A 13,470-nucleotide genomic window follows, 5' to 3' on the forward strand; every position below is an offset into this window, starting at 1 on the left:
TTGAATAGGGGGTTAGCCCTTCCCAGTGGACAAGCCCAAAAAAAGTTTCGCAACCATCTGTCCTGCGCAGAACCGGTTTCGGGTTTTCCAGTCTTATCATCACGCGCCCTAATCTGAGTGAGGCATAACATGAAATCGCGCATTTGGCGTTTGGCCACGATTGGCTTGCTCTGTGTGTGTTTCCGGCCAAGTTTTTGCGGATGAGTGAGGTGAGCTAAAATTACAAGTGTTGAGCCAGGACAGAAAAATTCAAAGGGCGACCGACGGGTCGCCCTTTTTTATTGGGCCAAGCATGGCGCGTAGTTAGACCGTAAGCGCTCCATAAACCCCACCAGCTTCATGATGGGTGGTGCGTTTAGCTAGGTGATACCTGCGAGCAGTTCCACGGTAGTAGCGCTTCGTAGTCTTCAACTGATGAGGCCGCCGGCAGGCGTTCCAGTGCGTGGCTCAGCCACGCTGCATCGGGACGATTTCAAGTTGCTCGCTGATTTCCTCGCCAATGGCGTGTTTGCGGCAACCGCAGGTACAAGTCAGCTCATGCTCGGGCAGTTCGTGGATGACTTCGATGCGCGGTAGATCGGCAGGAAACGGGTTACGCTTGCCACGGCGCTTTGCGGGTGCGACGACCTTTTCTTCAGTGGTCTCGCACGCCAACTCGAGCTCGTGCTCCGCTTCATTGAACAGCGCCATTTGAGGCGTTGCCGGATCGACGGCCTGCTCTGATTTTCGGCCGAACAGGCGCTGCCTTAGTAGTGCAACTTGCTCTTCGAGCACGCCCATCCTGGACTGCATCTTCGCAAGCATCTGCTTGAACAATTCAGGATCATCAGGAAGGTTGTCGGGCACGAAATTCATGCCCGGGATTATACTGAATCAGGCCACGAATCGCGGGGTCAAAACCTGATGGGGACGGTTACGCCAAAGGTCAAAGCCGTCGAGCATCCAATTGAGCTCCTGGACAGTCAGGACAATTGCTTCGTCGGTCACATCGGGCGATGTTTTGAAACGCTCAGACTCCAGGCGCTTGAGCCAAAGGCAGAAGCCGTTGCGCTCCCAGTACAAGATCTTCACGCGGTTGCGTGGTTTGTTGAGGAAGACGAAAAGCACGGGGTCGAACACCGCGACCTTGATGTCCAGCTCGACCAAGGCTGCCAGCCCGTCGATGGATTTTCGGAAGTCGACGGGCTTGGGGTACAGATACACTTTTTCGACTTTTGCATCGGGACGCATCATGGTTGGCGGGCCTCCGAAAGAAATCGGGAGCACAGCATCCGGGATCAAGCAGCGGTTTTGAATGTGGGGTTCATGGAGCGCTTACGATATTTAAGTATTCAAGGCTGGCTATAAATATGTCTATTGATGTTCTGAAAAATGTCATTTTCGAATGTTTGTTGCGGTCTCAGTTATTGAGCCGCTCAAGCTATTTATTCTATTTTCGAGTGCTTTCAAGTGCTGAGAGCTGTTTTCGTTAGCAGTTGATAATTCCTTAATGCGTATCTTGTGTTGTTCCAAGTGTGCAGAGGCTTTCTTTGCTTTTTTCACCCAGTAAGCCCAAGATTCAGTACCGCCTAGCGATAGGTTTTTAAAATAGATATAGCGCTGTGCACGAAAAAAATTAAGTTGTGCTGTTTCTGCATTAATTAAAGTTGATATCTCAGTTATATCTTTATTGGTTTTTTTAATGTATTTCGCTATTTGTTCAAGTGTCGCTCCCGTAGCAGGTGTGCGATGCATTTTAAGTAGAAAATCATAATCACTCGTATCTAGAACCTTGTCCGTTGGGTAATTTGGATGTGAGGTAATATCCTCCAAGGGTCCTCTTAGTTTGTATATTGCGTCTTCTGGGTTGCTAGCTGTAATGTGGGATACTGTATATTTTAAAAATCTGTTAACCCAACTTTTTCCCGTCGGATCTCGGCGTGTAACGGGGTTGTTTGAGCAATAGGCGTACGCATTGAATCCGCCCTTGCCAAATGGACTTAAGCTGTCCGGGCTGTTAAATCGCATTAATATCGGGTTGTACGCTCGATGACCTTTGCCTAATAAATAATGCCCCGTCACGGGATCAGGCCGCTCGCCGTTAAATCCCAGCAAACTAAGTAACCCACTGACTGCTGAGCGATCACCGTAAGGGCTGTAGGCCTGAGGTTGACCGATGCTTAGGCTAAGGCTGTGGAGCACCGATGTTTGCATATCTGTGGCCAGTAAGGTGGCAGCGTCACCGGGGTGTAACTCAGCCAGAGGAATGGCCTGTTGTTCAAAAAAGCACGAGTGTCTATCGCCCAGAATCTCTGTTGCAATGCGAGAGCCGTTGTAAAAGCGCTGACTTGAGTGAGCACTGATCAAACGGTCCAGTGGGTCGTATAAATAAGGTGAGGCAGTGTGTGGGGTGGGTACGTTCATGAGACGGCTCCAGCTTAATTGTCATCGCTATCACAGTGAGTTTATTTATCAGGTCTGTATAGCTAGCAGATCAGCTAGGTTTCAGGGGGATAGATGTCTGATTGAATAGGGGGTTAGCCCTTCCCAGTGGACAAGCCCAAAAAAAGTTTCGCAACCATCTGCCCTGCGCAGAACCGGTTTCGGGTTTTTCAGTCTTATGATCACGCGCCCCTAATCCCAGTGAGGAATAACATGAAATCGCGCATTTGGCATTTGGCCACGGTTGGCTTGCTCTGTGTGAGTGTCACCGGCCAAGTCTTGGCAGATGAGCGAGGGGAGGGAAACGCTCAAGCCGCACGACCCAATGCAGAGCAACACTGGCAAGGTGGCGGCGGTCAGCCGCGCGGTGAGCATCATCAGGGCCGCCCCGGTGGTGGGCAATGGCAGCAGCACCCTGAAAATCGACCGCCTATGGCTATTCAGCCGCGCCCTGATGCCGTGCAGCAAACTCGGGGCCAGCACTGGGGCGGCAATCAAAACGGGCAAACCGGTGGCCAACACGGCAGGCCCGGCGCTAACTACGCGCATCCCAATGATGTGCGCTGGAGTGGCCGCCCGGACGGGCATGGCAATGGGTGGGGGCATGGCCCGCAATACCGGCCCGGGTATGTGATTGATCGCTTCCCAGGCCAATATCATCAAATCCCGTACCGGGGGCAAAACTTCTTCTTCTCCTCAGGCTATTGGTATCGTCCACTAGGCCCGCGTTACGTTGTGGTGCAGCCGCCTTACGGGATTCGCGTCAGTGTCATACCCAGCTATGCCCGTGAAGTATGGGTGGGTAGCTCGTTGCTGTTTCTGGCCGCGGGTGCCTATTACGCGTATCAACCGGCGACTCAGGACTACATCGTGGTTGCGCCACCGGCGACGGTTGTACAGGCAGCCCCGCAGCCAACTAACAATGGCTATGACGTCGTGGCGTATCCGATTAGTGGCCAGACGCCAGCGCAGATCAATCAGGATCGCTATGACTGCTACCGCTGGGCAGTTGACCAGAGCCGTTTCGACCCCGCCCAAGCCGCCTACGCGCCCGCCCAGTCAGTGGTGCAAACCTACCGACAGGCACAGGGTAATTGCTTGAGCGGTCGTGGATATCAGGTGACGTATTGAGCGGTTGTGCTGCCTCACAGGAAGGGGGGTTGCACAGCCGTTTGTAGCCTAAAGCAGCGATCAGAGCGCTGCTTTAGGTTTAACCACCTCTTGCGGATCCGCATGCACCAGCACTTCAGCGTGTGGGTAGACGTTTTTAATGGCGTCGGCTACTTGGTCGCTAAGGGTGTGAGCCTCCAGCAAGCTAAGCTGGCCTGGCAGTTCAAGGTGCAGTTGTACAAACCAGATGTTGCCTGAGATTCGGGTGCGTAAATCATGTGCGCCCAGTACGCCGGGTACTGCGCAGGCCAATGCCAACATGTTTTCACTGACATCAGTGGGTAACTCTTGGTCCATCAGTACAGCAAAGCTCTCACGTGCGATTAGCAAGGCGCTCCAAAGGATATACACCGCGATCCCCAGACCAAACCACGCGTCCAACTGCGGGAAGCCTACGGCGGCGAATGCCAGTGCGACCAAAATGCTGCCATTGAGCATCAAGTCAGAACGATAGTGCAGGGAGTCGGCACGGACCGCGTTGGAGCCTGTAGCTTTGACGACGCGGTGTTGCAAGATCAGCAGGCCGACGGTCATCACCAGTGAAAACACAATCACGCCAATGCTGATCCAAGGTGCACCGACCGGTTCGGGATGTTTAAGTCGGTCGAACGCCTGAACAGCAATCAGCACCGCACTCACGGCAATAAACACGGCTTGCGCCATACCCGCCAATGACTCCGCCTTGCCGTGCCCATAACGGTGATCGTCGTCGGCTGGGCGCAGCGCATAGTGCACCGCCAGCAAGTTGAGAAACGATGTCACGCCATCGAGCAGTGAGTCTGTCAGACCGGCGAGCATGCTGATCGAACCACTGAGCCACCACGCGATGGCTTTGGTAATGATCAAAATACTGGCCACAGCCACCGATGCGCGAGTGGCCAGACGTAACAGGCGAGCGTGTTCCGGGCGGGTGGTCATGGGCCTTCCTTAATCAGGCTGCGGGTACGAGGCCGTACATCGCCAACTGTTGGGTGCTGCCTTTATGCTGGATTAGGCGCGGATCGTTCAGCGGGAAACTACCGCCCAGTTCACTTTCAAGAATTGCTTGGAGTTTGCTGTTATCCACTTTGCCGTCAGCACCGATGGCTTCACGGAGTTTTTCGGGGGCGATTTGCGCAGTTTTGCCCGGCGGGAAATAAATCGCCCCGGTGGCAAAGTCGACACCAAAGGCAATCAAACCGGGAATCACATAAAACAACAGCCCGATCCCGTCCAAAATCACAATCATGGGGTCGATTTTGCCGTCGATCTGGCCGCGCCGATCCGGAAAGAAAATACTGCCGCAGGCGGTCAATTGAGTGAGCAGCGCCGCAACCACAGCACCGCCAATGACGCGGGTAAATGTACGCATATAAACCTCGAAGACGCTTGAAAGAGTGAGATCACGCTTAACGCTTAACGAAAAACAGTTCGCCGTTATACTCGCCGCACTGTTCTGGAGCCACCATGATTTGTTTGCCGATTGATGACGTTTTACCTGCGCTGCGTCAAGCCCTGCGCGAACGCCACGAAGCCGTGCTCGAAGCACCGCCCGGCGCCGGTAAAACCACCCGAGTGCCGTTGGCCCTGTTGAATGAGCCGTGGTTGGCCGGTCAGACCATTGTGATGCTGGAGCCCCGGCGCTTGGCGGCACGCGCCGCGGCTGAGCGATTGGCCAGCGAACTGGGTGAAAAAGTCGGCGAAACCGTGGGTTATCGAATTCGGCTCGACAGCAAAATCGGCCCTAATACCCGCATTGAAGTGGTCACTGAAGGCATTCTGACTCGCCGTCTGCAAGCTGATCCCGCGCTGGAAGGTGTCGGCTTGCTGATTTTTGATGAATATCACGAGCGAAGTCTGGACGCCGATCTAGCGCTGGCCCTTAGCCTCAACGGTCGTGAGTTGTTTCGCGATGAACAGCCGCTAAAGATTCTGTTGATGTCGGCCACCCTTGAGGGCGAGCGCTTGGCCAGCATGCTCAACGATGCACCGGTATTGCGCAGCGAAGGGCGTATGTACCCGGTGACGATGCGCTGGGGGCGGCCTTTTGTGCCGGGCGAGTATGTCGAGCCGCGCGTGGTGCAAGCCGTGTTGGAAGCGATCAATGACGAAACCGGCAGTGTGTTGGTGTTCTTGCCCGGCCAAGCCGAGATCCGTCGAGTCCATCAACAACTGGCGGATGCACTGGGCGAGCGCCGCGACATAGCGCTTTGCCCGTTGCACGGCGAGCTGGATCTGACCGCGCAGCGCGCAGCCATTGAGCCTGCGCCCAACGGCCTACGCAAGGTAGTGCTGGCAACCAATATCGCTGAAACCAGCTTGACCATCGACGGCGTGCGCGTGGTGATCGACGCGGGTTTGGCGCGGGCTCCACGATTCGATCCGGGCAGCGGCATGACCCGCCTCGACACCCAACGCATCTCGCGTGCCAGTGCCACACAACGGGCAGGCCGTGCTGGGCGACTGGAACCGGGCGTGTGTTATCGACTGTGGTCCGAAGACCAGCACGCGCAGTTGGCGGCGTATGGCAGCGCTGAAATCCTCCAAGCCGATTTGGCAAGCCTGGCGTTGCAACTGGCGCGTTGGGGTGTCATCCCGGGGGAACTGATCTGGCTCGACGTGCCCCCTACGGCCAGTTATGCACAGGCTCAGCAATTATTGGAGCGTTTGGGTGCCCTGCGTGGGCAAAAACTAACACCCCATGGCGAGGCAATGGCCGAACTCCCGGCTCATCCACGCATTGCTCACCTGCTGCTGCGTGGGCAAGAGTTGGGGCTGACTATGATGGCCTGCGATGTGGCCGCTTTATTGGGTGAGCGCGATATTTTGCGCGGTGCTGGGGCTGACGTGCATAGCCGTCTGGCCTTACTGTCGGGTGAAAGCCGCGTGACGCGAGGTGGGCAGGGCGGTGTGCAGCGAGCCAAACAATTGGCCCGACAATATCAAGGCTACATGCGCGGCAAACCGACCCAGCCGGTTGCCGACCCGGAACATCCGCGTTGGCTGGGTGCTTTGCTGGCGCTGGCCTATCCCGACCGAATCGCGCAACAGCGCAAGCCGGGGGGTGCAGAGTACCGGCTGGCCAATGGCCGGGCAGCACTGTTCAGCGAAGTCGATGGGCTGATGAAACAACCGTGGCTGGTCATCGCCGATTTGGGCAGCCGACAGGGCCAGCGTGAAGAGCGCATCTATCTGGCCGCTGAGTTTGATCCGGCGTTACTGGACGGCGTGCTCAGCGAGCAAGTCAGCAGCGTCGATCAACTTGATTGGGACGAACGCGAAGGCGTACTGCGTGCCGAACGTCAGCGCAAGGTCGGGGAACTGGTGCTCAGTCGTGAGCCATTAAACGGCTTGGACGAAGCGGCGCGGACACAGGCGTTGGTCAACTTGGTGCGGCGCAAAGGCTTGGAGCTATTACCTTGGACGCCTGAGTTGCGGCAGTGGCAAGCGCGTGTGACCTTACTGCGTCAGCTTGATCTGGATAGCCAAAGCCAGAGCGAATGGCCAGACGTGAGCGATGCGGCGTTGCTGGCTGGGCTTGAAACCTGGCTGAGGCCCTACTTGGGGCGGGTGTCGCGACTCAGTCATTTTGCCAATCTCGATCTGTCCAGCATTGTGCATAACGTGTTGGCATGGCCCCTGCCTCAGCGTCTCGACGAACTGGCGCCGCAGCACATTAAAGTACCGTCGGGCTCCTCAGTGCGGTTGGACTACAGCGAGCAACCGCCGATTCTGGCGGTGCGTCTACAAGAGTTGTTCGGCCTTTCGGATACCCCGCGCATTGCGGGCGGTCGGCAAGTGGTCAAACTGCATATGCTGTCGCCTGCCCGACGCCCGGTGCAAGTGACCCAAGACTTGGCCAACTTTTGGCGCAGCACCTATGCCGAGGTTAAAAAGGATTTGAAAGGGCGTTACCCCAAGCATTACTGGCCAGACGACCCCTTAGTGGCAGAGGCGACGGCCAGGGTTAAACCGAGAAAGGTGTGAGGGGCGCACGTTCACACTGAGCTGCCGAAGGCTGCGATCTTTTGATCTTTAAAACCAAAGCTCGCAGCCTTCGGCAGCTCCTACAGCCCACCTTTATCACCTGCATTGCTGCCGTCTTAATCGGCGCTGCTTCTGTTTTTTGGAGCACAGCCCTTCCTGCTGAGCTTTCGGTTAGTTGGCTTCTTTGACTGCGCTAAGAAACGCGCACGTTCGTTCCTGTTGCGGGTGTTCAAAGATCTGCGCGGGAGTGCCCTGTTCGTGAATCTGCCCCTTATAAAAGAAGCACACGCGATCGGCGAACTCCCGGGCGAAGCCCATTTGGTGTGTGACCATCAGCATCGTTAGGTTGTGCTCGGCGCCGAGTTTGCGGATCACATTAAGTACTTCGCCGCACAGTTCCGGGTCGAGCGCCGAGGTCACTTCGTCGAACAGCATGACTTTGGGCCGCATGGCCAGTGCCCGGGCGATCGCCACCCGCTGTTGCTGGCCGCCGGACAGCTGCGAAGGGTAATGGCCAAGCTTGCTGCCGAGCCCCACCAGTTCCAGCAAGTCTGCCGCCCGTTCACGCGCTTCAGCGGGTTTCATGCCAAGGACTTGCACCGGCGCTTCGATGACATTTTGCAACGCAGTCATGTGCGGGAACAGGTTGAAGCTCTGGAATACCATGCCGATCTTGCCGCGCACCCGGCGGATATGCCGATCATTGGCCGGCACCAGCACACCGTTGCGGTTGGGCATGTGGGTTAGCAAGTCATCCTCGATGCGGATTACCCCGTCATCAATGCCTTCGAGCGTCATCAGCACCCGTAATAGTGTGGATTTACCTGAGCCGCTGGGACCGATGATCGCGACTTTCTCACTCGGCGTGACGTCTAGGTTCAAGTGGTCAAGCACGGTGAAGTTGCCGTAGCTCTTGGTGACGTCCTGGAAGCTGACGATCGGCTTGACCGATTTGGTTTCCTGCATGGTCGTAGCCTCCTGCGAGTGCAGCGCGATCAGGTTGCTGCGCCGGGAAAGGTCGCTGGGTGTCGAGAGTGGAGAAGTCATTAGCGTAGCTCCATGCGCAGTTCGAGGCGCCGTACCAAATAAGCCAAGGCGATGCTCAGGGCGAGGAAAAACAGACCAACCATGGTGATCGGTTCTAGGTAGCGGAAGTTCTCGGATCCGATGTTCTTAGCCTGTTGCATGATCTCCACCACGGTAATCGCCGACAGTACCGGCGTGTCCTTGAGCATCGCCACCAGGTAGTTGCCCAATGGCGGCAGGATCGGCCGCAGGGCCTGGGGCAGGATGATGTTGCGATAGGCGCTGTACGGGGAGATGTTCAGCGCCGTGACCGCCTCCCATTGCGCCCGCGGCACAGCGTCGAGGCCGCCGCGATACACCTCGGCGATATAGCAGGCGTAATGCAGACCGATGCCCAGAACCCCCACTTGCAGAGCGCTCATGCTGACGCCGAAGTTGGGCAGCACGTAGTAGAGGAAGTACACCTGGATCAGTAGCGGTGTGCTGCGAATGAACTCGATCACCCCGGTGGCTGGCCACGATAGCCAGACTCTGCGGCTGCGTCGGCCAATTGCCAAGAACAGCCCCAGCACAATGGCGATCAGGAAACCGATCAGGGTAATCCCTACGGTGTTAAGCGATGCGCGCAGTAAATCGGGGAGGATTTGCCAGGCATAGGTCCAGTCAAACAGTGTCATGACAGGCCTCCTCGCATCCGCCCGCGAGCCAGATGGCGCTCAATGCGCCGCATGCCGATATTGATGGCTTGCGCCAAGATGAAGTAAATCACCAGCGCAAGGCTGAAAATTTCCAGGGTCTGGAAAGTCGCCTGATCCAGTTGACGTGCCCGGAAGCTCAGATCGGATAAAGTGATCAAAGACACGAGCGAAGTATTTTTCAGCAATTCAATTAGCAGATTGGTGCCCGGCGCAATAGCGGCCAGCAACGCCTGCGGAAGAATAATGCGACGAAAGCGCTTGAAGCCGCTGAAGTTCAGTGCTGTGGACGCTTCGTACTGACCCTTCGCGACTGAGCTGATCGCGCCGCGCATCACCTCGGCGCCGTAAGCGCCAATGTGCAAGCCAAGGCCGACGACTGCCACGCTGTAGGGGCTCAGTTCAAGGTTGAACGGTGGCAGCGGCAGCACGAAAAACAGCCAGAATAATTGCACCAGCAACGATGTGCCGCGAAACACTTCAATGTAAGCAATGGAAAACCAACGCAATGGCCGCCATGGCGACATGCGCCCAAGGGCCGCGAGAATTGCCGTGACAATCGCCAGCAGCGAACCTAAGACCGTCACCTGGAGTGTCACCCAGGCACCTTGTATCAATAGCGGAAGTAATTCACCCATGGTTTAAACCTGGCCATCCGGATTAAGCAGGTAAATAGGCATCGCGCCCTGACGCGATGCCTGTTTCGACTGACTATTGAGCGCAGAGCTCGGCAGCCGTTTTGCTTGTCACGTTGGATTTGTCGAATCCGAAAGGAGCGACCGCCTTGAGATGCTCTTCGGAGCCCAACCACTTTTTCAACTCGGCGTTGACCGCATCGCGTAGGGCTTTGTCTTCCGGACGGAAGGCGAGAGCACCGTACCCTATGTGCGACGGGTCGTCCTTGAACTCGGTGACGGCTTCGACTTTTTCGCCACCCTTGGCGGCCAGATTTTTCATGGTCAGTTGAGTGCCCACGGCGGCATCTGCACGACCGGCGCGCACGGCTTGCAACTGAGCTGTGGTGTCCGGCACCTGAAGGATCTGCGAGTCTTTCACGCCCGAATCCCGCGCATACGCAAGGTTCACCGTGCCGGCCATGATCGCCAGTTTCACCTCGGGATTGTTGGCGATGTCTTGATAGCTATGCAGAGCCTTTGGATTGCCTTTGGCTGTCAGCAGTGCGTCCGGCAGTTGATACTGCGGATCGGTAAACAGCACCTGTTTGCAGCGGGCCGGCGTGATGTACATACCGGCGGCAATCACGTCGAAGCGCCCGGCGCGCAGGCCCGGGATCAACGACCCCCACTCAGTCAACACGCCGTTGACCTGTTTGATGCCCATTTTTGCAAAGATGGCTTTAGCGATTTCCGGTGACTCACCGGTGACCCTGCCGTCGATTTCGGTAAAGGCGAACGGGGTTTCGTTAGCATAACCAATACGTATGCTGCTGTTCTGTTGGATGGTTTCCAGTGTTGTAGCGGCTTGGGCGCTGGCGGCTAGGCCGAGCATCGCGCAAGCCACGAACAGGCTACGCAAAGCATGGGGGCTGCGGGAGGGGAAATTGCTCATCAATAAAATCTCCTGTTTCTTGTTGAACCGTCGGTGACGGCTCTGTGGTAGGAGGCAGTGTTACAAGAGCAAAGCGTACAAGGACTGATCCGATGGATCGGTACACAGTCCGGTACAGGTCGATTTATTGTGTTGTGAGGGCTTGAAATGCGCCCGGCTATCGTCCTTGAGCTGAGCATACAAAAGCTCTGCGCATCATTGTATTGCACTAGGACAATTGCTTTGCATGGACTCTCGCGGGATGCTGTCCCGACAAGCATCGACTCGGATTTTAGCGCTGATGGATAAGTGGAAAGCAGCACTGGAAATCGCCCGCAGCGGCGAGTCCAAATACAAGATTCTGGTGCAGGCGATTGCCGACGATATCGAACAGGGTGGCCTGACCAATGATCAGCGCCTGCCACCGCAGCGGCACGTTGCCGATGCCATGGGCATCAGCGTGCAGACGGTCACTAACGCCTATAAAGAGCTGGAGCGTCAGGGGCTAGTGCGTTGCGAAGTCGGGCGAGGCAGCTTTGTGTCGCGGCGCATGAGCGATCGAGTGGCGACCTATATTCTCGATAGCCCCGAACGGGCGCTGGTGGATTTTTCCATCACACGGATCCTGCATACCCGCGAGCACGACCAGTATTGGCGTGACATCTGCCGCGAGCTAAGCACGGAAGAGGATCAGCCGTGGATCCACGCATTTCGTCCGATTGCCGGTTTCGAGTCGCACCGCGTAGAGGCCATGCACTGGATCGGACGGCAAGGGCTGAGGGTCGAGCGTGATGACATCCTGATTACTAACGGCGCGGCTCACGGCATCTTCCTTGCGCTGGCGTCTCTGGCAGGCCCCGATGATGTAGTGCTCTGCGAAGGGGTCACCGATCACGGGGTGATCGGCAACTCTCAGGTGTTGGGGTTCACCCTCAAAGGCCTAGAGATGGACCGTTATGGCATTGACCCGGAACATTTCGAAGACATGTGCAGCAACGAGCGCATCACCGCGCTGGTGTGCACGCCAAACCTGAACAACCCGACCACCAGCCTGATGCCGGACAGTCGTCGGCGAGAGATTGCTGACATCGCCCGGCGTTTCGGCGTGCACATTATTGAGGACGATGTGTACGGCCCGTTGCTGGATGAACATCGCGCGCCGCCGATCAGCCATTACCTGCCAGAACTGTCGTTCTATTGCACCAGCATGACCAAGTCGGTGCTGACCGGTTTGCGCATCGGCTATCTGGTGGTGCCCAAGCGTCTGGCGTTGCGTACCGAGAGTATCTTGCGGGTCAACAGCTGGATGGCCACGCCCATGGTCTCCGAAATCGCCGCGCGCTGGATTCGTGACGGTCGCGCCGACACGCTCGTATGTTTGCAGCGCAAACTGTTGGCCGGCCGTCAGGCGATGGTCAGCGAATACCTGGGCGAGTACTTGCTCGGCCAGCATCCTCATGCACTGAATGCGTGGGTCGGCATTCCCCCGCATTGGGAGGTCGACAGCCTCGTACGGACCCTGCGTCAGCGGCACATTGCCGTCACGTCGCCTGACCCGTTCACCGTGCGTGGCACGCCTCGGGCTCGAGCGGTGAGGATTTGTGTCGGCGCCGCATGCCGCTGCGGCTAACACCACAGTCGGGACGCGATCATGTCATCGTTGCAGCTACATGATGTTTACCTCGCTCGTCAGCGCATCGAATCGCTTGTCCGGCGTACCCCCATGGAATATTCGCCCAGCCTCTCGCAGCGATTGGGCGTGGCGGTGTACCTCAAACTCGAATCCCAGCAAATCACCGGTAGTTTCAAATTGCGCGGCGCGAGCAATGCCGTGGCGCAGCTGAGCACCGAGGAGAAAGCGCGGGGCGTGGTGGCGGCGTCGACCGGCAATCACGGTCGTGCCCTAGCGTATGCCGCTTCCCGACAAGGCGTGAAGGCGACGATTTGCCTGTCGCATCTGGTGCCGGCGAACAAGGTTCAAGCCATTCGCGATCTGGGCGCTGAGGTGTGCATCGTCGGTCAGTCTCAAGACGACGCCCAGCGTGAAGCCGAACGGGTCGCCAACGAGCAAGGCGCGACATTGCTGCCGCCGTTTGATCACCCGGCCATCATCGCCGGGCAGGGCACGCTGGGGCTAGAAATCCTCGAGCAGCAACCTGACGTGGAACAAATCCTCGTGCCATTGTCCGGCGGCGGTTTGTTTGCCGGGGTAACGCTGGCGATAAAAAGCGTCAGCGCGAACATCATCACCCATGGCATCAGCATGCAACGCGGTGCAGCCATGCACGCGAGCCTCGCAGCTGGGCATCCGGTGGAAGTCGAAGAGCTGCCGACCCTGGCCGACTCGCTCGGCGGTGGCATCGGCCTGAACAACCGTTACACCTTCAACATGACGCGCGATCTGTGTGACCACCTGCATTTGCTCAGCGAGACTTCCATCGCCAGTGCCCTGCGCCATGCCTATCGCGAAGAGCGTCTGGTGCTGGAAGGCGCGGCCGTGGTCGGGATTGCCGCGTTGCTTGATGGATTGATTGAGCCGCGCGGGCCGATCGTGGTGGTGGTCAGCGGCCGGAACGTTGATATCGACCAGCACCTGCGGGTCCTCGCTGGCGCAGATGCGTGAACCCCAACAATAAAAACTGAA

At 57.2% G+C, this 13,470-nt stretch carries 12 protein-coding genes and 2 pseudogenes; 4 read left to right on the forward strand and 10 right to left on the reverse strand.

The window, feature by feature from the left end:
- Positions 1–355: 355 nt before the first annotated feature.
- From AQS70_RS24295 to AQS70_RS10080, 4 genes and pseudogenes are all read right to left on the reverse strand, one after another.
- Positions 356–451, reverse strand: a complete 96-nt coding sequence (locus AQS70_RS24295; protein WP_156355123.1) for a hypothetical protein — start codon at positions 449–451, stop codon at positions 356–358.
- Positions 452–456: 5 nt separating this feature from the next.
- Positions 457–855, reverse strand: a pseudogene (locus tag AQS70_RS10070) (transposase domain-containing protein); the annotation flags it as partial.
- Positions 856–873: 18 nt separating this feature from the next.
- Entirely contained in the window at positions 874–1,233 is a 360-nt protein-coding gene (gene tnpB, locus AQS70_RS10075) for an IS66 family insertion sequence element accessory protein TnpB (protein ID WP_007247730.1), read from the reverse strand.
- A 141-nt stretch (positions 1,234–1,374) separates the two neighbouring features.
- Positions 1,375–2,403 (reverse strand): RHS repeat-associated core domain-containing protein, encoded by a 1,029-nt coding sequence (locus AQS70_RS10080; protein WP_055102644.1) that lies wholly within the window; start codon positions 2,401–2,403, stop codon positions 1,375–1,377.
- A gap of 231 nt (positions 2,404–2,634) precedes the next feature.
- On the opposite strand from AQS70_RS10080, the gene AQS70_RS10085 reads away from it, so the two are divergent.
- On the forward strand, positions 2,635–3,552 hold the full coding sequence (locus tag AQS70_RS10085) for a DUF6515 family protein (protein ID WP_055102645.1): 918 nt from the start codon (positions 2,635–2,637) through the stop codon (positions 3,550–3,552).
- Between the two features lie 60 nt (positions 3,553–3,612).
- On the opposite strand, the gene AQS70_RS10090 is transcribed toward AQS70_RS10085, so the two are convergent.
- Both AQS70_RS10090 and AQS70_RS10095 read right to left on the reverse strand, forming a co-directional pair.
- Positions 3,613–4,509: a cation diffusion facilitator family transporter gene (locus AQS70_RS10090; RefSeq protein ID WP_055102646.1), complete on the reverse strand. Its 897-nt coding sequence runs from the start codon at positions 4,507–4,509 to the stop codon at positions 3,613–3,615.
- 13 nt (positions 4,510–4,522) lie between these two features.
- Positions 4,523–4,942, reverse strand: a complete 420-nt coding sequence (locus AQS70_RS10095) for a hypothetical protein (RefSeq protein WP_055102647.1) — start codon at positions 4,940–4,942, stop codon at positions 4,523–4,525.
- Positions 4,943–5,037: 95 nt separating this feature from the next.
- On the opposite strand from AQS70_RS10095, the gene hrpB reads away from it, so the two are divergent.
- Entirely contained in the window at positions 5,038–7,557 is a 2,520-nt protein-coding gene (hrpB, locus tag AQS70_RS10100) for an ATP-dependent helicase HrpB (RefSeq protein ID WP_055102648.1), read from the forward strand.
- A 171-nt stretch (positions 7,558–7,728) separates the two neighbouring features.
- Here the strand turns inward: hrpB and ehuA are convergent, their stop codons facing one another.
- The 4 genes from ehuA to ehuB form a co-directional block, all read right to left on the reverse strand.
- Positions 7,729–8,523, reverse strand: coding sequence for an ectoine/hydroxyectoine ABC transporter ATP-binding protein EhuA (gene ehuA / locus AQS70_RS10105; protein ID WP_055102683.1), 795 nt, complete (start codon positions 8,521–8,523; stop codon positions 7,729–7,731).
- Between the two features lie 80 nt (positions 8,524–8,603).
- Complete coding sequence (gene ehuD, locus AQS70_RS10110; protein WP_055102649.1) at positions 8,604–9,260, reverse strand: ectoine/hydroxyectoine ABC transporter permease subunit EhuD; 657 nt, start codon at positions 9,258–9,260, stop codon at positions 8,604–8,606.
- Positions 9,257–9,916, reverse strand: a complete 660-nt coding sequence (gene ehuC, locus AQS70_RS10115) for an ectoine/hydroxyectoine ABC transporter permease subunit EhuC (protein ID WP_055102650.1) — start codon at positions 9,914–9,916, stop codon at positions 9,257–9,259. Before ehuC ends, ehuD begins: the two co-directional genes overlap by 4 nt.
- 73 nt (positions 9,917–9,989) lie before the next feature.
- Positions 9,990–10,847, reverse strand: a complete 858-nt coding sequence (gene ehuB / locus AQS70_RS10120; protein ID WP_055102651.1) for an ectoine/hydroxyectoine ABC transporter substrate-binding protein EhuB — start codon at positions 10,845–10,847, stop codon at positions 9,990–9,992.
- 280 nt (positions 10,848–11,127) lie between these two features.
- Here ehuB and ehuR point away from each other — a divergent pair.
- Positions 11,128–12,444 (forward strand): annotated as a pseudogene (gene ehuR / locus AQS70_RS10125) (MocR-like ectoine utilization transcription factor EhuR); the annotation flags it as partial.
- Between the two features lie 33 nt (positions 12,445–12,477).
- Entirely contained in the window at positions 12,478–13,449 is a 972-nt protein-coding gene (eutB, locus tag AQS70_RS10130) for a hydroxyectoine utilization dehydratase EutB (protein WP_055102652.1), read from the forward strand.
- Positions 13,450–13,470 lie beyond the last annotated feature (21 nt).

The organism is Pseudomonas endophytica (genome assembly GCF_001411475.1).
Classification (GTDB): Bacteria; Pseudomonadota; Gammaproteobacteria; order Pseudomonadales; family Pseudomonadaceae; genus Aquipseudomonas; species Aquipseudomonas endophytica.

Coding starts and splice junctions, on each gene's coding strand:
- ehuD (WP_055102649.1), bottom strand. CDS start 9,260: ATGACACTGTTTGACTGGACCTATGCCTGGCAAATCCTCCCCGATTTA.
- ehuA (WP_055102683.1), bottom strand. CDS start 8,523: ATGCAGGAAACCAAATCGGTCAAGCCGATCGTCAGCTTCCAGGACGTC.
- AQS70_RS10095 (WP_055102647.1), bottom strand. CDS start 4,942: ATGCGTACATTTACCCGCGTCATTGGCGGTGCTGTGGTTGCGGCGCTG.
- hrpB (WP_055102648.1), top strand. CDS start 5,038: ATGATTTGTTTGCCGATTGATGACGTTTTACCTGCGCTGCGTCAAGCC.
- ehuB (WP_055102651.1), bottom strand. CDS start 10,847: ATGAGCAATTTCCCCTCCCGCAGCCCCCATGCTTTGCGTAGCCTGTTC.
- eutB (WP_055102652.1), top strand. CDS start 12,478: ATGTCATCGTTGCAGCTACATGATGTTTACCTCGCTCGTCAGCGCATC.
- AQS70_RS10085 (WP_055102645.1), top strand. CDS start 2,635: ATGAAATCGCGCATTTGGCATTTGGCCACGGTTGGCTTGCTCTGTGTG.
- AQS70_RS10090 (WP_055102646.1), bottom strand. CDS start 4,509: ATGACCACCCGCCCGGAACACGCTCGCCTGTTACGTCTGGCCACTCGC.
- AQS70_RS10080 (WP_055102644.1), bottom strand. CDS start 2,403: ATGAACGTACCCACCCCACACACTGCCTCACCTTATTTATACGACCCA.
- ehuC (WP_055102650.1), bottom strand. CDS start 9,916: ATGGGTGAATTACTTCCGCTATTGATACAAGGTGCCTGGGTGACACTC.
- tnpB (WP_007247730.1), bottom strand. CDS start 1,233: ATGATGCGTCCCGATGCAAAAGTCGAAAAAGTGTATCTGTACCCCAAG.